Source organism: Pseudomonas sp. H1_D05 (assembly GCF_054682705.1).
Window position 1 is genome coordinate 4,520,031 of the sequence record NZ_CP162825.1, and the last position, 20,609, is coordinate 4,540,639.

Annotated in this window: 16 protein-coding genes and 1 pseudogene; 9 read left to right on the top strand and 8 right to left on the bottom strand. The window is 59.0% G+C overall.

Translation table 11 applies throughout. The features are described 5' to 3' along the window. Nucleotides 1-45: 45 nt before the first annotated feature. The gene (locus tag AB4O11_RS20470) at nt 46-5,991 is read left to right on the top strand and encodes a peroxidase family protein (RefSeq protein ID WP_460128159.1); all 5,946 of its coding nucleotides are present in this window, start codon (nt 46-48) and stop codon (nt 5,989-5,991) included. A 119-nt stretch (nt 5,992-6,110) separates the two neighbouring features. Here the strand turns inward: AB4O11_RS20470 and AB4O11_RS20475 are convergent, their stop codons facing one another. Next, nucleotides 6,111-6,929, bottom strand: coding sequence for an alpha/beta fold hydrolase (locus tag AB4O11_RS20475; RefSeq protein WP_320337039.1), 819 nt, complete (start codon nt 6,927-6,929; stop codon nt 6,111-6,113). 186 nt (nt 6,930-7,115) lie between these two features. Here AB4O11_RS20475 and AB4O11_RS20480 point away from each other — a divergent pair, with 186 nt between their 5' ends. From AB4O11_RS20480 to AB4O11_RS20490, 3 genes are all read left to right on the top strand, one after another. Further along, nucleotides 7,116-7,565: a winged helix-turn-helix transcriptional regulator gene (locus AB4O11_RS20480; RefSeq protein ID WP_460128167.1), complete on the top strand. Its 450-nt coding sequence runs from the start codon at nt 7,116-7,118 to the stop codon at nt 7,563-7,565. 224 nt (nt 7,566-7,789) lie between these two features. After that, nucleotides 7,790-8,314, top strand: a complete 525-nt coding sequence (locus AB4O11_RS20485; protein ID WP_016987067.1) for a hypothetical protein — start codon at nt 7,790-7,792, stop codon at nt 8,312-8,314. Beyond that, nucleotides 8,283-8,447 carry an Imm74 family immunity protein gene (locus AB4O11_RS20490; protein ID WP_080761988.1) on the top strand — a complete coding sequence of 55 codons (165 nt, stop codon included), beginning with the start codon at nt 8,283-8,285 and terminating at the stop codon, nt 8,445-8,447. Before AB4O11_RS20485 ends, AB4O11_RS20490 begins: the two co-directional genes overlap by 32 nt. 116 nt (nt 8,448-8,563) lie before the next feature. Here the strand turns inward: AB4O11_RS20490 and AB4O11_RS20495 are convergent, their stop codons facing one another. Next, nucleotides 8,564-9,607 carry an LLM class flavin-dependent oxidoreductase gene (locus tag AB4O11_RS20495; protein WP_460128175.1) on the bottom strand — a complete coding sequence of 348 codons (1,044 nt, stop codon included), beginning with the start codon at nt 9,605-9,607 and terminating at the stop codon, nt 8,564-8,566. A gap of 152 nt (nt 9,608-9,759) precedes the next feature. Continuing rightward, nucleotides 9,760-10,245, bottom strand: coding sequence for a flavin reductase family protein (locus AB4O11_RS20500; protein WP_016987069.1), 486 nt, complete (start codon nt 10,243-10,245; stop codon nt 9,760-9,762). Nucleotides 10,246-10,569: 324 nt separating this feature from the next. Here AB4O11_RS20500 and AB4O11_RS20505 point away from each other — a divergent pair, with 324 nt between their 5' ends. Both AB4O11_RS20505 and AB4O11_RS20510 read left to right on the top strand, forming a co-directional pair. Next, nucleotides 10,570-11,976: a purine-cytosine permease family protein gene (locus AB4O11_RS20505; protein WP_102902122.1), complete on the top strand. Its 1,407-nt coding sequence runs from the start codon at nt 10,570-10,572 to the stop codon at nt 11,974-11,976. Between the two features lie 248 nt (nt 11,977-12,224). Beyond that, nucleotides 12,225-13,325, top strand: a complete 1,101-nt coding sequence (locus AB4O11_RS20510; RefSeq protein ID WP_099758767.1) for a polyamine ABC transporter substrate-binding protein — start codon at nt 12,225-12,227, stop codon at nt 13,323-13,325. Nucleotides 13,326-13,451: 126 nt separating this feature from the next. Here AB4O11_RS20510 and AB4O11_RS20515 read toward each other — a convergent pair whose 3' ends face one another. Next, nucleotides 13,452-14,426: a TerC family protein gene (locus AB4O11_RS20515; RefSeq protein ID WP_460128183.1), complete on the bottom strand. Its 975-nt coding sequence runs from the start codon at nt 14,424-14,426 to the stop codon at nt 13,452-13,454. Nucleotides 14,427-14,590: 164 nt separating this feature from the next. On the opposite strand from AB4O11_RS20515, the gene AB4O11_RS20520 reads away from it, so the two are divergent. Beyond that, the gene (locus AB4O11_RS20520) at nt 14,591-15,535 is read left to right on the top strand and encodes a Dyp-type peroxidase (protein WP_460128186.1); all 945 of its coding nucleotides are present in this window, start codon (nt 14,591-14,593) and stop codon (nt 15,533-15,535) included. On the opposite strand, the gene AB4O11_RS20525 is transcribed toward AB4O11_RS20520, so the two are convergent. Further along, nucleotides 15,536-16,324, bottom strand: a complete 789-nt coding sequence (locus AB4O11_RS20525; protein ID WP_322374359.1) for an AraC family transcriptional regulator — start codon at nt 16,322-16,324, stop codon at nt 15,536-15,538. An 84-nt stretch (nt 16,325-16,408) separates the two neighbouring features. Between AB4O11_RS20525 and AB4O11_RS20530 the strand changes: the two genes are divergently transcribed. Next, nucleotides 16,409-17,407, top strand: a complete 999-nt coding sequence (locus tag AB4O11_RS20530; RefSeq protein ID WP_460128190.1) for a bile acid:sodium symporter family protein — start codon at nt 16,409-16,411, stop codon at nt 17,405-17,407. A gap of 19 nt (nt 17,408-17,426) precedes the next feature. Here AB4O11_RS20530 and AB4O11_RS20535 read toward each other — a convergent pair whose 3' ends face one another. Then, a complete protein-coding gene (locus tag AB4O11_RS20535) occupies nt 17,427-18,032 on the bottom strand; it encodes a LuxR C-terminal-related transcriptional regulator (protein WP_099758772.1) in 606 nt (201 codons plus the stop codon). 114 nt (nt 18,033-18,146) lie between these two features. Here AB4O11_RS20535 and AB4O11_RS20540 point away from each other — a divergent pair. Then, nucleotides 18,147-19,775: pseudogene (locus tag AB4O11_RS20540) on the top strand (ATP-binding response regulator). 85 nt (nt 19,776-19,860) lie between these two features. On the opposite strand, the gene yecR reads toward AB4O11_RS20540, so the two are convergent. Both yecR and AB4O11_RS20550 read right to left on the bottom strand, forming a co-directional pair. Further along, complete coding sequence (yecR, locus tag AB4O11_RS20545) at nt 19,861-20,169, bottom strand: YecR family lipoprotein (protein ID WP_007918065.1); 309 nt, start codon at nt 20,167-20,169, stop codon at nt 19,861-19,863. A 32-nt stretch (nt 20,170-20,201) separates the two neighbouring features. After that, nucleotides 20,202-20,516 (bottom strand): hypothetical protein, encoded by a 315-nt coding sequence (locus AB4O11_RS20550; protein ID WP_116256656.1) that lies wholly within the window; start codon nt 20,514-20,516, stop codon nt 20,202-20,204. Nucleotides 20,517-20,609: the final 93 nt, after the last annotated feature.

The following is a 20,609-nucleotide window of genomic DNA, read 5'->3' on the forward strand; positions in this document are numbered from 1 at the left end:
GTCGGTTGAAAAACCTTGCGAGCCAACGGATATCCGGAGTTTGCCATGTACCAGCTAAAGCGCTTCACCCTCAATGCCAACGATGTTTCGTTCCTTGAGCAGCAAGTGTCATTTCCGACTATCCATATCGTTGGCTACGACAGCGCCGGCCAGCCGCTTTACGGCTATGACGGTTCCGATGGCAACGTCCATGTGCTCGGCTTGCTTGGCAGTTTCAATCCCCTCGACACACCGCCCGGGGAAACTGTCTGGTACAACGGCGCCCGCGATCCGATCGGTCTGCGCAACGTCTCGGGCCACTTCAACAACCTGACCCAGGATGGACAGAGTTGGGGCAGTTTCGGTCAGAACTTCATCCGGCTGACCCATTCCGATTACAGTCACTACGTTCAGCAAAACCTGAGTAACGACGCCTTGACCGGCGCTGGCGTTCCGGCAGGCGCCACGCCCATGTCTGACAGTAGTTCACTCTATAGCGATCCGACAGCATCGCTGGTGGACTACACGCCACGGATGATCAGCCAGACCATCGTCAGCGGCGGCGTCACCTTTGCCACTGATGCCAATGGCCATATCCAGCACACCGCCACGGGCGTGGCGATCGTCACCGATCCCGGCATCCTCGGCACCATTGGTGAAGTCGACACCAGTGCTCCAGACTCCGGTCAGTACTACATCCGTAACCAGAACACTGTGTCGGGCGATCCGTCGACCACGGGCTGGTTCACCCTGTTCGGACAGTTCTTCGACCACGGGCTGGACTTCATCAACAAGCCCAATCAGAACGCGACGATCACCATTCCACTGGCGCCGGACGATCCGCTCTACGGTACGATCGGGCCGGACGGGCAGCCGGTGTATTCGATCAAGGTTCATCGGGCCTCCGTGGCTGAAGTGGACGGCCAAGGGCAGGCGCAGTACGTCAACCTCGACTCGCCCTACATTGATCAAAACCAGACCTACGGCTCCAATGACGCCGTCACGCAGTTGTTGCGCCAGTGGGTGGCGGATCCGAATCATCCGGGGCAATTTATCGCCGGCGCAGCGCTGTTCGATGGCACGACCCTGAGCGATGAAGCGGCCTGGACACTCAACGGCGTGCTGACCCACCAAACCCTGCCGACGCTGAGCGAATTGCGTGCCCATGTGCTGGCCACCGGTCGTGATGATCTGACCTGGGACGACATCGCCAACTTCCGCGTGCGCGATGCCCATGGCCATGTGCTCGATGCCGATCCCAACACGGCTGGGGTGCAGGTGGTGTACACCCGTGAGGCGCTGTTGCTGGACATGAACCCGCACTTCGATGACGTGCATATCGACCAGGCCCGCCTGATGTCGCTGGACTCACATATCACCAGCATCACCTTCGACGCCAATAACCCTTACGGCATGGTCGTCAATTACGATAATGCCGGGCCGAAGAATCTGTTCAGTTTCGTCAACTTTGCCGATTTCACCATCAGCTCGGCGCCGGGCAGTGCCGATTACGCGGTGGCCAACGAGTTGTTGCTGCAGTCGGTCGGTGATCACTACATTGCCGGCGACGGGCGGGTGAACGAAAACTTCGGTCTCACGGCGATCCATCACGTGTTCCACGAAGACCACAACGTGCAGCTGATCAACCTGCAGAACGAAGTGCTGAGCCAGACCGACGTCAATGTCCGGCATAACTGGCAAGTTCAGATCAGCAATGGCAGCGGCGGTTTTTACACCGATGCCAATGGCAACTTCAGCTTGGCCGATGGCGTTACGGTGTCCTGGGATCAGGACAAGCTGTTCTATGCCGCCAAGCTCACCGTGGAGATGGAATATCAGCATGTGGCGATCGACCAGTACGCTCGGCTGATCACGCCGGATCTGCCCGAATTCGTCACCTATGACTCGGGCATCAACACCAATATCTCGCTGGAATACGGTCAGGCCGCGTTCCGCTTCGGCCACTCGCAACTGCGCGAAACCATCGACGCGCTGGAGAAAAACGCCAGTGGCGGCTACGACCTGACGGGCGCAATCACCCACTATGCGCTGGAGCAGGCCTTCCTCAATCCGGGTGGTTTTGCCGAAGTGGGGCCGACCGCGATTGCGCTGGGCATGACCCGGCAGATCAGCAACGAAATCGATGAGTTCGTTACCCCGGCGCTGCAGCAAGGTTTGCTCGGCCAGCCATTGGATCTGGCGACCATCAACCTGGCACGCGGTCGGGATCTGGGGCTGCCAACCCTGAACCAGGCGCGGCAGCAGATCCACGATGCGTTGATCGCCGAACGGGCGTCACCGGCCGGTGCGCAGCACCACACCAACCTGATCGTTGACGGCCTGACGCCCTATACCAGCTGGAGCGACTTCGCCAACAACATGATTCACCCCGAGTCGCTGGTGAACTTCATTGCGGCCTATTCGTTCGACGGTGATATTGCGCACGCCCAGGCCATTATCGATGCAGATGCAACCGGCCTGACCACCAACTATGCCGGCGGCAGTGTGACGGCAGAGCAAGCGGCCTATTTCCTCTCCGGTGCGGCAGATCCTGCCGGCAATCACGTGGCCGGTTATGACGGTTACAACGCGATCGATCTGTGGATCGGCGGGCTGGCGGAAAAACATGTGTACACCGGGCAACTGGGCACCACCTTCAACGCCATCTTCGAAGACCAGATGGAACGGCTGATGGACGGCGACCGCTTCTACTACCTGTTCCGCCTCGACCTCGGCTTGCCAGCGATGACCAACCTCAACGAGCAGGTGGTCACCGAGCAGTTCAAGGACATCATCGAACGCACCACCGACGCGCGGCACCTGGCCGGTGATGTGTTTGGCTATGCCGACAGCTACGTCGAGTTGAGCTACACCGACTCCGGTTCCAGCGCGACCGCGTACAAGAGCGAACACAAGTACGGCACGCTGATCGAAGCCAATCACATGGGGGTCTACTCCACCGGGGGCGTCGGCGGGATCGGTGGCAACGGCTTGCTGGTGAGCCTGAGCAATCCGGAAACGCACACCGCGCAAACCTACATCCGTGACTATCGGCCGGATCAGGGCGAGAACCCTGACGGCACCGCAGCCGTGGGCTACAACTCTCACGAGGTGCTGGTCGGTACTGACTACAACGACTGGCTCGATGCCGGTGACGGCGACGATACGATCTACGGCGAGGGCGGCGACGACATCCTTGATGGCAAGGCCGGCGCCGACCATATCTACGGCGGCGACGGTAACGACGTGATCTACGGTGGCGACATCGAGGACTTCCTCGATGGCGGTGAGGGTGACGACACGATCTATGCCGGTACCAGCGCTGGAGCCCTGGACGTGGTCATCGGCGGCAACGGCAATGATCACCTCTATGGCGAAGCCGGTATTGATGAGCTGTACGGTGGCGCTGGTAACGACTATATCGACGCCGGTGGCGACACCGACCTGGTGCATGGCGGCGACGGCAACGATGAAATCTATGGCGGCGACGGCCCGGACATCCTCTTCGGCGAAGACGGCGACGACATCATTTCCGGCGGCTCCACTGGTGACCAGGAATTTGGTGGTGCCGGCGACGACATTTTGCTGCCGGGGCTCGGTGGTGCTCCCGGCCAGGGCGATGGCGATGAGGCCATTGGTGATGTCGGCTTCGACATTGCCGCGTTCAGCGACGTGAACATCGCGCTGGATGCGGCGGCGGACCTGAACAACCAGAACATCGTCGCCGCTCCGGGTACCGGCGTGCTGTTCCAGCCGTTCAACGCCTTGCTCACCGACATTGAAGGGCTGATCGGTTCGCGCTTCAGTGACAGTCGGCCCAACAGCACCTCGCCGGCCAATCCGACGGCCGGCCTGATCGGCAACACGACCGAGAACTGGCTGATTGGCGGCAGCGGCGATGATGTCGCCCAAGGCAACGGCGGCAATGATGTGATCGTCGGCGATTCGATCAAACTTGCCGACCTCAATCACTTGCTCGCCAGCCAGGGCTTTGCCGAGCATTTCACCAGCCTGCAGGCCAGCCGTCCGGATTTCATTCTGGGCGACAATCACGCCGCACCCGGCACGGCGGATGGTGCAGCCGATACCGCAATCCTCAGTGGCAACTTCGCCGACTACAGCATCACCAAGTTCACCGACACCCGTCCGGGTGGCGAGTTGATCACGGCGTTCAAAGTCGTCGATCTTCGTGTGGGGGCGGCCAATGTCGACGGCACTGACATCGTGATCGGTGTGGAAAAACTGCGTTTTGCCGATCGCACGGTCAATCTGAGCATCAATAACCATCTACCGACCGGCAATGTCGCTGTGTCCGGATTTGCCACCGCGCCGACCACGCCTGCTCGGCCGGTGCCGGCGCAATACCGGCTGACCGCGAACACCTCGGCGATTCAGGATGCCGACGGTTTACCCGGACCAAGCGGCTTCTCCTATCAATGGCAGGCACTGGCAGGCGCTGCGTGGCTGAACATCGCCGGCGCGAATGCTTCGACATTTGCTCCGACTTCGGCACAGTTCGGTCAACAGGTGCGAGTGCTGACCACCTACACCGACAATAACGGCACCGTGGAGCAATTGACTTCAGATCCGACGGAAGCGGTCGGACGCTTTATCGAAGGCACCAACTTCTTCAGCAACACCCTCAATGGCACCAACTATCAGGACATCCTGATGGGCTACTCGGGCAACGATGTGCTCAATGGTGGCCTCGGCTCGGATCTGCTGGATGGCGGTAGCGGCAACGACACGATGCGTGGCAATGCCGGCAACGACATCTACGTGGTCGACGCCAATGGCGATGTGGTGCAGGAAAACCTCAATGAGGGCACCGACACTGTGACGTCGTCGATCAGTTACACCCTGGGCGCCAACGTCGAGAACCTGACCTTGCTCGGCTCGGCCAATATCAATGGCACCGGGAACGCTCTGGACAACGTCATCACCGGCAACAGTGGCAACAACCAGCTCACCGGGCTGGCCGGCAATGACACGCTGTCCGGTGGTGCTGGCAACGACACGATGCTGGCGTCGCTCAACGATGGTAATGACCATTATGACGGCGGCACCGGCACCGACACCTATGATCTGTCAGCCACTTCGGCGGCAGCCACTGTGGACTTGCAGGCGGGCACCTCGACCAGCACACAGACCGGCAGTGACACATTGACCGGCATTGAGAACATCAACGGCAGTTCCGGCAATGATCATATCCAGGGCGACGGCGCCAGCAACGTGCTGCAAGGTCAGGGCGGCAATGACTGGCTGGACGGTGGCAGCGGTAACGACACGCTGGTCGGCGGTCAAGGCCTGGACAGTGTGTTTGGTGGCCAGGGCAATGACACTCTGCGCGCGTCGGTCAGCGACGGCAATGACACCTATGACGGCGGTGGCGACAACGATACATACGACTTGTCGGGCACGTCGGCCAATGCCACGGTCAACCTGGCGACCGGCTTGGCGAGCAGCTCGCAGACCGGTAGCGACACACTGATCAACGTTGAAAACGTGATCGGCAGCAGCGGTGCCAACACCTTGACTGGCGATGCTGGCAACAACGTCCTGACGGGGCAGGGCAGCAGCGACACGCTCGCCGGCGGAGGTGGCAATGACACGCTCGAAGGCGGCGGCAATCGCGACATCCTGTCTGGCGGCGCAGGCAATGATTTGTTTGTGTTCTCTGCCACAGGCGACTCGGGAACGACGATTTTCACGCGCGATGTCATCAATGATTTCACTCAGGGGCAGGATCATATTGATCTGTCACTGATTGACTCGCGAACTTCCGGCGCCGGCTCGGCCGGTAATCAGGATTTCACGTTCCTCGGCGAATGGAATGGCGTGGGTACCGAGTTCAGTAATCAGTCACAACTGAAGTATCACTTCGTGAACGTTGGCGGCGTGGATCACACCTATGTGGAGGGCAATGTAAACACGGGATCTGGAGCGGATATTCAAATCGATCTGGTTGGGCATGTTGCGCTGACAGCGAGTGACTTTGTCGGCGTGGTTTGAATCGGCAACCGGTAAAAAGGCGCCCACCTCAGGAAGGGGGCGCCTTTTTCGTGGACGGCGTTTGGCAATCAAGGAATCGGACCCAGCGCACGGTGAATCAAATCCAGACGCAATGCCTCTCAGCGCTTGAGAAACGCCAGCAGATCCTCATTCAAGGCCTGCGCATGCGTCACCGCAAAACCGTGTGGCGCCCCGGCGTAAACCTTCAGTTCAGCGCCCTTGATCTGCGCCGCCGCCTGTTTGCCGGTGGTTTCGAACGGCACGATCTGGTCGCCGTCGCCATGAATCACCAGCGTCGGCACGTCGATCCTGGCCATGTCCGGGCGGAAATCGGTTTCCGAGAACGCCGTGACGCAATCCACGGTGCCTTTGAGCGAGGCCATCAGAGCAATATTCAGCGTTTGCGTGAGCACGCCGTCGGAGACTTTCTGGCCTTGATTGGTGCCATAGAACGGCGCGGCGAAATCGGCGATGAACTGCGCACGATCCTGCAGCAGGCCGGCCTTGATGCCGTCAAACACTGAAGTATCGACGCCCTGCGGGAAGTCGGCTTTCTTGCCGAACAGCGGTGTCACCGCGCCCAATAACACCAGACCGGCAACGCGCTCGCTGCCATGCCGGGCGATGTAGCGGCTGACGTCGCCGCCGCCCATGGAAAAGCCCACCAGCGTCACGTCACGCAGGTCCAAATGGTTGATCAGCTGCGCGATGTCATCGGCGAAGGTGTCGTAGTCATATCCGGTCCACGGCTGATCGGAACGGCCGAAACCGCGACGATCAAAGGCAATGGTGCGATAGCCACGGCTGCTCAGGTATTCCATCTGGTATTCCCACATGTCGGCATCCAGCGGCCAGCCGTGGCTGAACAGCACAGGTTTACCGCTGCCCCAATCCTTGTAGTAAATCTCGGTACCGTCTTGCGTGGTGAAGGTGCTCATGGAAACTCCTGCGTCAGGGATCGCGAGTGATGCCGAAATGGCGACATTCACTATCAACGCAAAGCGATCCGGCTACTTGTATGCAGGTGCTGGTTTTAGGTCAGCTAGGTCGTGGATCCGCGCCAGAGTTGTATGATGCAACTCAAGGCCGCCCGGTCGCCCACTGAATCGAGGGAGTACGTTTACGTGAAACGCAAAAGTCTGCAGGGCAATGCCTGCCCGGTCGCCCGCACGCTGGACCTGATCGGTGACTGGTGGTCGCTGCTGATCATTCGTGATGCGCTGGATGGCATCCGGCGTTTCAATGATTTCCAGAAGAGTCTGGATATCGCCAAAAACATGCTCAGCGCGCGCCTCAAGGGGCTGGTGGAGCAGGGGATTTTGCAAGCGCTGCCAGCCGCCGACGGCGGGGCTTATAAGGAATACGTGCTGACTGAGCGCGGCAAAGCCTTGCAGACCGTGATCGTCGCGCTGTCGCAGTGGGGCGGTGAATTCATGTACGCGCCGGGTGAGCCGGGGTCGGTGATGGTTGATGCGAAGAACCGTCAACCGATTCGCAAGCTGACTTTAACGGCGGCCGATGGTCGCGCGCTGGCCCCCGAGGACGTCGCTACGCGACTGGGCGTTGAACACTGAAAGGCGGGGCTGCTTGAACTGAGTTAATCGCTGCCGCCAAGTCAATGAAAACGGGCCCTTGCGGCTCCCACACCCGGTGACACTGACCTTATCCGTAACCGCCAGAATCGCCTGCTCGAAGAGCAGCAGGGCTCAAGGAACTGCCCGGAAAGGACGCCAAGCCTGCGCAACCGGCAGCCCCCAACTGTTCCTCAGTCGGTTCTGGATAGCTTGGGATTGAACTGATGAAAATTTATAAAGGTAGTATTTCTAAAAAGTCATTGAACCTGTTCGTATCGGATATTGGTTCCGGGGAGTTTTTTTCGTATGTCGGGAATCTGGTTTCACTGGAGCAAACCATTTCTGTTCTAGGTTTGCTTTCTCCTGATTTTATTGAGCTTGACGGCCACGTTTTCTGGTTGCCTAACGCTGAGCAATACGACCCGCAAAAATTTCCCTTGAAGGGGCTGGTCGAGACTGAAACGGGTGTGTTGGAAAAAAGTGCATTGCGTAGAGATGTTGAACGATACAGAAATGTTTTTTCAGTAAATCAGTTCTTTTCAAAGTGGGAAGATGCGCCGGACCGACCCGTATTTAAGGTTGGTCTGTCGGAAGAAGACTATCGTCTTTGTCATTTGTTTGCCGAACACCTCACTGGATATTGGAAGCGCGCATTATCAGACTGCTTTCCAGGGAAGGTGTTTCAGTTTGAAATCGCTGACGATCTGCTCGACGAATATGGCGTTTGTCTCACATTCTGGCAGTCGTAGTTGCAGCCTCCAGCAGAACTGGGATGCACCCAATGAAAATCAAGCTTTGACTGAAGAAGAAGTTCAGCGGGTTATTGATGAAGTCGAGGTGGAACTCTCCAGAACGGGACACATGCTTGACGTCGAGAAGTGACTCGGCGGAGCGGGCTATCCTGGAAGCGTCTCTGGTAGCTTCTTGCCTGTGGCCAAAGAAAACGCCCCGAACAATTTCGGGGCGTTTTCATTTACCGAACACTGGATGCTGAGTGCTTAGCGAAACGCCGGCACCACATGCTTGATAAACAGCTCCAGCGACTTCTTCTTCTCGTCATGCGGCAAGCTGTTGTCACACCAGAAACTGAACTCATCCACCCCCAGCTCCTGGTAGTACTTGATCCGCGGAATGATTTCCTCCGGCGTACCAATCATCGCCGTCTTGTGCAAACTCTCCAGCTCAAACTCCGGACGCCCGGCAAACTTCTCTTCCGGGCTCGGTGCGAGGAAACCATTGACCGGGGTCTGCTTGTTGCCAAACCACGCATCGAACGTGCGATAGAAACGTGAGATGGCTTTCGCGCCGACTTTCCAACCGTCCGGGTCATCAGCGGTGTGCACGTGGGTATGGCGCAGCACCATCAATTGCGGACGTGGCACGTCTGGGTTGTTGTCCAGCGCAGTCTGGAATTTGTTCTTCAGGTCGAGGACTTCTTCGTCGCCTTTCATCAGCGGCGTGACCATCACGTTGCAGCCGTTGGCCACGGCGAAGTTATGCGAATCCGGGTCGCGGGCGGCGATCCACATCGGCGGGTTTGGCTTCTGGATCGGCTTCGGTACGCTGGTGGAAGTGGGGAATTTCCAGATGTCGCCGTCGTGGGCGTAGTCGCCTTGCCACAGGGCGCGGACCACCGGGACCATTTCGCGCAATGCCTGACCGCCCGATGAGGCGGGCATACCGCCGGCCATGCGATCGAATTCAACCTGATAGGCGCCACGGGCCAGGCCGACTTCCATGCGACCGTTGCTGATCACGTCGAGCAGCGCGCATTCACCGGCGACCCGCAGCGGGTGCCAGAACGGCGCGATGATGGTGCCGGCGCCGAGGTGGATGGTCGTGGTTTTCGCGGCGAGGTAGGCGAGCAGCGGCATCGGGCTTGGCGAGATGGTGTATTCCATGGCGTGGTGTTCGCCGATCCACACGGTGCTGAAACCGCCGGCTTCGGCCATCAGGGTCAGTTCGGTGAGGTCTTCGAACAGTTGGCGGTGGCTGACGCTTTCGTCCCAGCGTTCCATGTGGATGAACAGGGAAAATTTCATGACGCTTCCTCGGATCTTTTGTTGTTGAGGCTACAAAACTTGTAGGAGTGAGCCTGCTCGCGATGGCGGTGTGTCAGAAAACATATCGACATCGGATAAATCGCTATCGCGAGCAGGCTCACTCCTACAGTTGATTTGTGCGGGGCTGACGATCAGGCCAGGACGGGCAGGGCGCCCATCTTGCCGTGGCAATACACCAGCGGTCCGGCGATTTGCTCGGGGACGATCAGGTTCTTCACCGCGCCGACCATGATGGCGTGGTCGCCGCCTTCGTATTCGCGCCACAGTTCACACTCGATGATAGCTGTCGCGTTGGCGAGGATCGGGTTACCCAGTTCGCTCAAGGTCCACTCGATGCCCTGCGCCTTGTCTTTGCCTTTGCGGGCGAAGGCGTAGGCTTCGCTTTGCTGGCCGCCGGAGAGAACGTGAATGGCAAAGCGCTTGTTCTTGATCAGCACCGGGTAGGAATCAGAGCTGTAGTTGGGGCAGAACAGCACCAGCGCCGGGTCCATCGACAGCGAGCTGAACGCACTGGCCGTCAGGCCGACGATCTGGCCGTCATCGTCCAGCGTGGTGATAACGGTTACGCCGGACGGGAACGAGCCCATGACTTGTTTGTAGATGGCGGCATCGATCATTGGTCGGTCCTCGGGTGTGGTGCTGCTGTTTTTATGTGTTTGTTGGTCTGATGGTATACCAGTATTCGATCTTTGCAAGGCCTTTTAAGCTGAACCGATAAACGTGCCGCGTTCGTCGGAAACTCAGTATTTACGGGGCTTTCGGCTGGTCTGCAGGCCACGGTTTCAGCGAGGATGGTGTATCAGCTGGCGCCGTAAACTACGGATCAGTCTTGTGAATTGTTTGGAATACCATAATATGGTCTGCATCTGAGGGGCGGCCACAGAGTCCCCCCGGTTTGGCTTCGTACAACGATAAGAACAGACAAACTCGAGTTCATGCATATGTCCCAGATGTCCCGGCAAGATCCGTTGATCGAGAACCATACGGTCGACTACGTCCCACTCGCGGAACGCCACGGGAAGGCCCGCGACCTATTCACTCTTTGGTTCAGCACCAACATTGCGCCACTGCCCATCGTCACCGGCGCCATGGTGGTTCAGGTGTTCCATCTCGATTTGCTCTGGGGGCTGCTGGCGATTGCGCTGGGGCACATGATCGGCGGCGTGGTGATCGCGCTGGCCTCGGCGCAAGGCCCGCGCATGGGCATTCCGCAGATGGTCCAGAGTCGCGGCCAGTTCGGGCGTTACGGCGCGCTGCTGATCGTGTTCTTCGCCGCGCTCATCTACATCGGTTTCTTTATTTCCAACATCGTCCTGGCGGGTAAATCCATCGTCGGCATCGCGCCGTCGGTGCCGGCGCCGTTGAGCATTCTGATCGGCGCACTGGCGGCCACGGCGATTGGCGTGATCGGCTACAACTTCATCCACACGCTGAACCGCATTGGCACCTGGGTGATGGGCAGCGCGTTGCTGGCCGGGTTCATCTATATCTTTGCCCATGACTTGCCGGCGGACTTTCTCACTCGCGGCAGTTTCAATCTGTCCGGCTGGCTGGCGACGGTGTCGCTCGGGATTATCTGGCAGATCAGTTTCTCGCCGTACGTGTCCGATTACTCGCGTTACCTGCCGGCGGACATTGGCATTGCCAAGCCGTTCTGGGCGACTTATCTGGGCGCAACGCTGGGCACGATTCTGTCGTTCAGCTTTGGCGCCGTGGCGGTGCTGGCGACCCCGGAAGGCACTGAAGCGATGGTCGCGGTCAAGCAATCGACCGGGTGGCTCGGGCCGATTCTGATGGTGTTGTTTTTGCTGAATATCATCAGCCACAACGCGCTGAATCTGTATGGCGCGGTGTTGTCGATCATCACCTCGATCCAGACCTTCGCCAGCCAATGGACGCCGAGCATCAAGGTGCGTGTGGTGTTGTCGAGCGTGGTGCTCGCGGGATGCTGCGTGGTTGCGCTGGGTGCGTCGGCGGATTTCATTTCCGAGTTCATCGGTTTGATTCTGGCGCTGCTGCTGGTGCTGGTGCCGTGGGCGTCGATCAACCTGATCGACTTCTACCTGATCAAGCGCGGCTGCTACGACATCACCTCGATCTTCCGCGCTGATGGCGGGGTTTACGGGCGCTTTAATCTGCACGCGATCATTGCCTACTTCATCGGCATTATTGTGCAGTTGCCGTTCGCCAACACCTCGCTATACGTCGGGCCGTACGCCAATCTGGTCGAGGGCGCGGACTTGTCCTGGCTGGTGGGCCTGGTTGTCACCGTGCCGTTGTATTACTGCCTGGCCACACGCGGCCAGACTCAGCAGAGCAGGGCGGCGAGATTGGGTTACACCGACTGAGCTGACCGTTACTCGACAATGCCCGGCCAAGTGCCGGGCATTGTTGTTTCCGCATCCCGGCGGTCAATCAAATTGGCCACATCGATCCCCTTTTGGCCCATCCCCCACTGTGCTCCAGCTACGCTGTCAGCAAGAATCAAAACCACAAAAAGACGCTCGACCCTTTTTACCCTTGGCTACCTTTACAGCCGCTGCCGTGTACAGAACATAAAAACCATCGAACTCACGCTGCCTTTTGGGGAACAACCATGGTCACGATGAAACGCATTCTGGGTGCCACTGTGTGTGGGCTGACGCTGCTGGCCGGCGCTGTCCAGGCTGAGCAACGCGAACTGCGCGTGTACAACTGGGCGGACTACATCCTGCCGTCCGTGCCCAAGGATTTCGCCGCAAAAAGCGGCATCAAAGTGACCTGGGACACCTTCGACACTAACGAATCCCTCGAAGCCAAGCTGCTGACCGGCAACTCCGGTTACGACCTGGTGGTGCCGTCGAACCAGTTCCTCGAAACGCAGATCAAGGCTGGCGTATTTCAGAAACTGGATAAATCGAAACTGCCGAACTGGAGCCATCAGGATCCGGAACTGTTGAAACTGCTGGGCAAGAACGATCCGGGCAACCAGTACGGCGTGCCTTACATGGTCGGCACTGTGCTGATCGGCTTCAACCCGGCCAAAGTCAAAGCGGCACTGGGCGACAACGCGCCGGTGGACAGCTGGGATCTGGTGTTCAAACCGGAGAATATGGAAAAACTCAAATCCTGCGGTGTGGCGATGCTTGACTCGCCGACGGAAATCCTCCCGTTGGCCTTGCATTACCTGGGCCTCGACCCGAACAGCCAGAACCCCGCCGACTATGAAAAGGCCAAGGAGTTGATGCTCAAGGTTCGCCCGTACGTGACCTACTTCAACTCGGCCAAGTACATGACCGACATCGCCAACGGCGACATCTGCGTGGCGATCGGTTACTCCGGCAGCTTCTATCAGTTCGGCAACCGCGCCAAAGAGGCGAAAAACGGCGTAGTGGTCGACTGGCGTCTGCCCAAGGAAGGCGCGCCGATCTGGTTCGACACCTTCGCGATTCCGAAGAGCGCGAAAAACGTCGCCGAGGCGCATGAATTCCTCAATAACCTGCTCGATCCGAAAGTGATCGCACCGATCAGCGACTTCCTCGGCTACCCGAATGCAAACAAGGATTCGATGCCGCTGATCAACAAGGAAATCACCGGTAACCCGAACCTTACACCGACCCCGGAAGCACTGAAAAACCTCTACGTCGTGCAGCCGTTGCCGCAGAAGCTCGAGCGCGTGCGTACTCGCGTTTGGACCAGTATCAAGTCTGACAAATAGATATGGGCTGAACGAAATCCCTGTGGGAGCGAGCTTGCTCGCGAAGGCGTCGGATCATCCAGCATCATCGTTGAATGACACACCGCTTTCGCGAGCAAGCTCGCTCCCACAGGTTTATGTAGGGTGTCATTCGGTGCTGCGTTCAGCATTTCGGGTGATGACAAGGCTCAGCAAAACCGAACTCAGGATGACCCCTCCCACTACCGCGAGCGACCATTCCACCGGCATGTGCAACCACGGCATCAACACCATCTTGCCGCCGATAAACACCAACACAATCGCCAACCCATACTTGAGCAAGTGAAAGCGGTCCGCCATATCTGCCAGCAGAAAATACAGCGCGCGCAGGCCCATGATCGCGAAGATATTCGAGGTGAAGACAATGAACGGATCAGTCGTCACGGCGAAGATCGCCGGGATGCTGTCGACCGCGAACATCAGGTCACTGGCCTCGATCAGCACCAGCACCAGAAACATCGGCGTGGCCCAGCGCACGCCATTCTGCAAGACGAAAAACCGTTCGCCATGAAAGCTGCTGGTGATGCGCATATGCCCGCGCACCCAGCGCAGCAACGGATTCTTGTCCAAGTCTGGCTGGTGGTCGGCAAACACCAGCATCTTGATCCCGGTGATGATCAGGAACACGCCGAACGCGTACAGCAGCCACTCGAACTGCGACACCAGCCACACGCCGGCGAAAATCATCACCGCGCGCATCACAATCGCCCCGAGCACGCCGTACAGCAGCACCCGCCGCTGTAACTCCGGCGGTACGGCGAAGTAGCTGAAGATCATCACGAAGACGAACATGTTGTCGATCGACAGCGATTGCTCGATCAGATACCCGGTTAGGAATTCGAGGGTTTTCTGCCGGGCGATCTCGGCGCCGAACGCACCGTGCAAATACCACCAGAGCAGCGCCGCGAAACTCAGTGCCAGCAGGCACCAGGCGATGACCCAGGACAAGGCTTCGCGAACCGACACCCGATGCGCCTTGCGCCCACCGAAGACAAACAGGTCCAATGCCAGCATGGCAAGCACGAAGACGATGAAGGCGGCCCACATCCACGGTTCGCCGATATTGATGTTGGTGGCTGGCATGTCACGCTCCCTGTCTATTCTTGGATTGGGGTCAGACGAGGCCATGCTAGCGACGAGTTTGCGGCAAAGAAAAATCGTTTATTTCTACGCAACAGTTCGATAAAAACGAACTATCTGCCCTCGTTATCAGCTCGGGCATTTTTTACGGAGCAATGTTTTCAGCGATGAATACCGACATTCTCGAACCTCAAGCGGTGTGCAGTCCGATCACCAGCAGTGCGATTTTCATCGTCGCGACGCTGAATGCCGGGCCTGAAACCGCGCAAACCGTCAAAGACTGGTGCGGCGATGTCGCCGGGCTGGTGCGTTCGGTTGGCAAGCGCGTACCGACCGGCAATCTGACCTGCATCTGCGGCTTTTCCTCGAACGCCTGGGATCGCCTGTTTGGCCATCCGCGCCCGGCGTCGCTGCACGATTTTCGCGAGTTTGGCGAGAAAGGGCGGCACGCTCCGGCAACCCCGGGCGATCTGCTGCTGCACATTCGCGCCGATCAAATGGATCTGTGTTTTGAACTGGCCACGCAGATCATGGCGGTTCTCGGTGATGCGGTGACGGTGGTCGATGAGGTTCAAGGATTTCGCTATTTCGACATGCGCAGCATCATCGGTTTTGTCGACGGCACGGAAAATCCGGTCGGGCGCAAAGCGCTCAACTTCACTATCGTCGGTGACGAAGACCCCGAGTTCAGCGGCGGTAGCTACGTGCTGGTGCAGAAATACCTGCACAACATGACCGCGTGGAACGGCCTGAGTGTTGAAGCACAGGAGCGCGTTATCGGTCGCACCAAGCTCTCCGATATCGAACTGGATGACGCGGTCAAACCGAGCAACTCGCACAGCGCGCTGACCACCATCACCAACGCAGCCGGCGAGGAAGTGAAAATTCTCCGTGACAACATGCCGTTCGGTCGGCCGGGGGCAGGGGAGTTCGGCACTTTCTTCATCGGTTACGCGCGCTCGCCCGAGCCGATCGAGCAGATGCTGGAAAACATGTTCGTCGGCAAGCCACCGGGTAACTACGACAAGTTGCTGGATTTCAGTACCGCCGTCACTGGCAGCCTGTATTTCGTGCCGTCAGCGGACTTGCTGGAAGCACTGGCGGATCGCTGATCAGCGAAAAAACTCCCCCGGCGTTTCGCCAAACTGTTGGCGAAACGCGGCGATAAACGCCGAGGTCGAGTCGTAACCACAGGCCAGCGCAACGTCAGTGACGCGTTCGCCTTTTTCCAGCGGTGTCAGTGCACCGAGCAGGCGCAAACGCTGGCGCCAGGCGCGGAAGGTCAGGCCGGTGTCGCGCAGAAACAGGCGGGTGAGGGTCTTTTCGGTGACGCCGAACTTCTCGCTCCAGTGGCTCAGTGTGGTCTGCTGTTCCGGGTGTTGCTCAAGGCTCTGGTAGATCTGCTTCAAGCGGGCGTCTTGTGGCAACGGCAGCATCAGATCGATCTGCGGCGCCTCGGCCAATTGATCGAGGATGACCTGGGCCAGACGTCCGTGCGGGCCGCTTTGCTCGTATTCCACCGGAACCTCACTGAACGCGCGGATCAGTTCCCTGAGCAGATCGCTGACACCGAGCACATGGCAGCGCTCAAGCGCCCATCCGGCGACGCTGCAATCGATGTAGAGACTGCGCATTTCCGTGTGCGGCGAGCTGAACACCCGATGCGGCACGCCCGCCGGGATCCACACGGCGCGCTCCGGCGGAGCGACAAAGCGGCCGGCGCTGGTCTGGATTTCCAGCACGCCCTGAATCGCGTAGGACAGCTGCACCCACGGGTGACTATGCCGCCGGGTCAGGGCGCGATTGGGCAGCGATTCGGTGCGGCCGTAGAGAGGACGCGGCAGGCTGGGCAGCCCGGGAATGCTGCGACGGACGCTTTTGTCATGTCCTTTAGGCGGCATCTTGTGGCCCTTCGGCGTTAGTCGGTAATTGGCAGTCACGTTAGAGTCGTCGGCACGCACTGGCAACCCCCGGATGAACCGACCATGACTCGCCCACGTTTTTTGCCTGACAACTTTACCCTGACGCTGATTGGCGTCGTGTTGCTGGCCAGCTTCCTGCCGGCCAGCGGCGAGGTCGCCGTCGGCTTCGGCTGGCTGACCAACCTCGCCATCGCGCTGCTGTTTTTCCTGCATGGCGCCAAGCTGTCCCGCGAATCGATCATCGCCGGCGCCGGTCACTGGCGCCTGCATTTGCTGGTGTTCGGCCTGACGTTTGTCCTTTTCCCGATTCTCGGGCTGGCGCTGAAACCGCTGTTGTCCCCGCTGATCGGCGACAAGCTGTACATGGGCATGCTTTACCTGTGCGCGTTGCCGGCCACGGTGCAGTCGGCGATCGCGTTCACCTCGCTGGCCCGGGGGAATATTCCGGCGGCGATTTGCAGCGCGGCGGCGTCGAGTTTGTTCGGGATTTTCCTCACGCCGCTGTTGGTGACGCTGTTGCTCGACGTCCACGGTGATGGCGGTTCGACGCTGGATGCGATCCTGAAAATCAGCGTGCAATTGCTCCTGCCATTCATTGCCGGGCAGATCGCCCGTCGCTGGATTGGTGCGTGGGTCGGACGCAACAAGAACTGGCTGAAGTTTGTCGATCAGGGTTCGATTCTGTTGGTGGTTTACGGCGCGTTCAGCGAGGCGGTCAACGAAGGTATCTGGCATCAGATTCCCGTGGTCGATCTGCTGGGGCTGGTGGTGGTCTGCTGCATTCTGCTGGCGCTGGTGCTGTTGGCGTCGACGCTGTTGGGCAAGGCGTTCGGCTTCAGCCAGGAAGACCGCATCACCATTCTGTTCTGCGGCTCGAAAAAGAGTCTGGCCACCGGCGTGCCAATGGCGCAGGTATTGTTCGCTGGCAGCACGATTGGCGTGTTGATTCTGCCGTTGATGCTGTTCCATCAGATTCAACTGATGGTCTGCGCGGTGCTCGCTCAGCGCTATGCGAAACGGCCGGAATCGGTGCCGGAGCTCATGGCGCAAGTCGATCCATAACACGGCCCACCGGCAGCTCTTACAGAGTCCCCGTGTATTTCACGGCGGCAGCCGCCCGAGAGGGTACGTTGAGCGTGCGCAACAGCGATGACACATGAATACGCACCGTGAACGGTGAGATATCCAGTTCGCGGGCGATTTCCTTGTTGGTCTTGCCTTGGGCGATCAAGCGCAGCACGTCTTGCTGACGAGGCGTGAGGGCGGCGCCGGTTTCCAGCGGCAGCAAGCCGGACGGCGCAAACTTCACCAGCACCTCACCTTCACGAATCGCCAGAATCGCCTGACCGATTTCATCGGGGGCGATGTTTTTGCCGATAAAGCCGTCGATACCGGCGGCCATCACTTCATTGATCAATGCTTGATCGTCGACCATCGACACCACGATCAATGTCGTGCGCGGCAAGCGTCGACGCAGCTCGGCGAGCTGGCTGACGCAGGTCAGGCCGGGGAATCTGAGATCGAGAATCAGCGTGTCCGGCTCGTCATCCAAAGGCAAAAGGGCCAGTACGGCGTCGAGGTCACCGGCTTCCTCAAGGACGGCGTCAGGCAGCAAACGCTCAACCGTGCGCAGCATCGCTTCACGAAACAAAGGGTGATCGTCGGCTATGATAATTCGGCAGGTCATGGCATGACCCTCCCTGGGTCAGGCGTGGCTCAAGGTCTGCACATTAGCACCGAGCGCACGGGTTGCCTGTAGGCTGATTCGGAATCTGACGATTGCCGCACAAGGACGTTTACCATGAAGTTCGAGAAAAACACTGAACTCGATCAGGCCAATCTGCGCATTATCATCGCCAGCATTGCCGTGGTTTACATGCTCATACTCGGCTTTTTGCCGGGGCAGCGCTTCGATACCTATTTGCCGGTGATCACCTACATCATCGTGTTTTTGCTGGCCTCGATCGGCTTGCGCCAGGCGATTGCGCGCTGGCCGGGGCATTACCCGGCACGGCGGATTTTCGCCATGGTCCACGATTACACCGGCACCTGCTTCGGGCTGGTGATCGGTGGTGAGGCGGCGTTGCCGCTGTATGCGGTGATTATCTGGGTCAATCTCGGCAACGGCATGCGCTATGGCTCGCGCTATCTGGCGATTGCCACGGCGCTGGCGTTAGTGGCGTTGCTGTGTGTTTATCGGCTGACGCCGGTGTGGCAAGCGCAACCGTTCATGGTGTTGATGCTGATGCTCACCAGCACGGTGATTCCGTTTTATGCGCACTTGTTGCTGGAGCGCACGCGCAAGTCCTCCGAAGAAGCGGTGGCGGCGAATCTGGAAAAGTCGCGATTTCTCGCTCAGGCCAGTCATGATTTGCGCCAGCCGATTCATTCGATTGGACTGTTTACTGCGTGCCTGCGTGAGTCGCGCTTGGGTGAGGACGAGCGGCGGTTGGTCGACAACATCGACCGTTCGTTGCTCAACGTCTCTCAACTGTTCCGCTCGATTCTCGACCTGTACACCCTCGACAACGGGCGCGTGTTGCCCAAACTGCAAAGCGTGAATCTCGGCGAATGGCTGGTGGAGCTGATCCGTCAGAACGCCGAGGCGGCGCGTTGGGCCGGGGTCGAGCTGCGTTTGCGTCCTTGTTCCTACTGGGTTCAGACCGACCCGGCGTTGCTGGCGACTATGGTGCAGAACGTGCTGTCCAACTGCTTCAAATACGGTGCGCAGCGGCCGGTGTTGATCGGCGTGCGCCGGCGTGGGGCAGGGCTGGCCATCGTGATTTATGACCGTGGCAACGGCATTGCCGAAGAGCATCTGGGCAAGGTGTTCGAGGAGTTCTATCGGGTGCGGCAAGTGCGCGACAAGGATGTCGAAGGCGTCGGGCTGGGACTGTCGATCGTCAAGCGTCTGGGGGAGTTGATTGGTGTCGGCGTTACTCTGCGTTCGCGGCTCGGGCGGGGAACGGCGGTGAGCTTGTACGGCTTGCCAATCGCTGCGCCGCCGCAGGTAACTGTCAATCGTGATGAGGCGCGTCAGGTCGGTCTGCTGACCGGGTTGAAGGTGTGCCTGGTGGAGGATGATCGTAATGTGTTGCTGGCGACTTGAGCGTTGCTGGAGCGCTGGGGCTGCTCGGTTCAGGCCGAGTCGACGGCTGAGGATCTGATCACAGACTGCGATATCATCGTTGCCGACTATGACCTTGGGACTCACGCTACCGGCATCGAATGCATCGACGATGTGCGCAAGCAGAGAGGCTGGGGAGTGCCGGCGATGATCATCAGCGGGCACGACGTCGAAAAAATCCAGGCAGCCCTGCACGACCGCGACATTGCCATCCTGTCCAAACCGGTGCGCCCGGCCGAGCTGCGCGCGACCTTGAGAGCCCTGCGCGACCGACAACCCGAACCCGCTGAAAGCGTTTCGTGAATGATCATCGCGGACACAGCCAAGATCCCTGTGGGAGCCAGCCTGCTAGCGATTTGGCCAGCAGGCTGGGTCCCACATTTTCAGATCAGCGCTTGCACAGGTAGTCCTGGGTGATGGTGGTCTGCAGGCAGTTGTACTGCCCCATGGTGCGGCAGATGTTTTTCTCGGAGCCGGTGACTTCGGCGTTTTTGTAGCCCCAGGTCTTGCAGCGTTGTGCGGCGACGGTCAGGCCTTGTTCGGCGCTGGTCTGGCCGCTTTCGAATTGGCCCAGTTCATAGGAGACCTGGACGACGCCATCGTTTTTGCTGCCGCCAGTGGCTTCCCATTGTTTCGGCGTGGCGCAGCCGGTGAGGAACAGCGCGCTGAGGGTGAGTGTTGCGATCAGGGTTTTCATAAGTAAACGGTGTCCTTTACCGGGCGGGGAAGTTACTGCAATGGAATCGGCGAGGCGCCTTTCGGCAGGCATGACAGCGGCGGCGACATGATGCCCATGCTCGCCACAGCGATGATTACGCCGCTGGGCAATTCACAGTTGTATTCCCCGGCCGGGGTGTAGGCGGTGTAGTAGGTGAGGGTGCTGTCGTTGCGGATGTTGTCGATTTTCGACACCGGTTTACCGATCACCGTTTGCGCGCGTTCTTTCATGCTCGCTTCAGTGGGTTTGACGGTCTGGCAGCCGGCCACGCCGAGCAGCACAGCGCCGACCAAGGCGATCTTGCAGAGGTTTGCATGGAGTTTCATGGTGTTTCTTCCTTGGTGTTGTTCTGATTTCCAGGCACAACGATCCCGCACGCTGCGAACAGGCAACGTTGAGGAACATCGAGGGGTGCGGGG

Bases quoted from the DNA above. Each gene is read 5' to 3' on its own strand.
- AB4O11_RS20485 (WP_016987067.1), top strand. From the start codon at position 7,790: ATGAAAATTTATAAAGGTAGTATTTCTAAAAAGTCATTGAACCTGTTC.
- AB4O11_RS20515 (WP_460128183.1), bottom strand. From the start codon at position 14,426: ATGCCAGCCACCAACATCAATATCGGCGAACCGTGGATGTGGGCCGCC.
- AB4O11_RS20520 (WP_460128186.1), top strand. From the start codon at position 14,591: ATGAATACCGACATTCTCGAACCTCAAGCGGTGTGCAGTCCGATCACC.
- AB4O11_RS20525 (WP_322374359.1), bottom strand. From the start codon at position 16,324: ATGCCGCCTAAAGGACATGACAAAAGCGTCCGTCGCAGCATTCCCGGG.
- AB4O11_RS20495 (WP_460128175.1), bottom strand. From the start codon at position 9,607: ATGAAATTTTCCCTGTTCATCCACATGGAACGCTGGGACGAAAGCGTC.
- AB4O11_RS20530 (WP_460128190.1), top strand. From the start codon at position 16,409: ATGACTCGCCCACGTTTTTTGCCTGACAACTTTACCCTGACGCTGATT.
- AB4O11_RS20505 (WP_102902122.1), top strand. From the start codon at position 10,570: ATGTCCCAGATGTCCCGGCAAGATCCGTTGATCGAGAACCATACGGTC.
- AB4O11_RS20490 (WP_080761988.1), top strand. From the start codon at position 8,283: ATGGCGTTTGTCTCACATTCTGGCAGTCGTAGTTGCAGCCTCCAGCAG.
- AB4O11_RS20500 (WP_016987069.1), bottom strand. From the start codon at position 10,245: ATGATCGATGCCGCCATCTACAAACAAGTCATGGGCTCGTTCCCGTCC.
- yecR (WP_007918065.1), bottom strand. From the start codon at position 20,169: ATGAAAACCCTGATCGCAACACTCACCCTCAGCGCGCTGTTCCTCACC.
- AB4O11_RS20535 (WP_099758772.1), bottom strand. From the start codon at position 18,032: ATGACCTGCCGAATTATCATAGCCGACGATCACCCTTTGTTTCGTGAA.
- AB4O11_RS20470 (WP_460128159.1), top strand. From the start codon at position 46: ATGTACCAGCTAAAGCGCTTCACCCTCAATGCCAACGATGTTTCGTTC.
- AB4O11_RS20475 (WP_320337039.1), bottom strand. From the start codon at position 6,929: ATGAGCACCTTCACCACGCAAGACGGTACCGAGATTTACTACAAGGAT.
- AB4O11_RS20550 (WP_116256656.1), bottom strand. From the start codon at position 20,516: ATGAAACTCCATGCAAACCTCTGCAAGATCGCCTTGGTCGGCGCTGTG.
- AB4O11_RS20510 (WP_099758767.1), top strand. From the start codon at position 12,225: ATGGTCACGATGAAACGCATTCTGGGTGCCACTGTGTGTGGGCTGACG.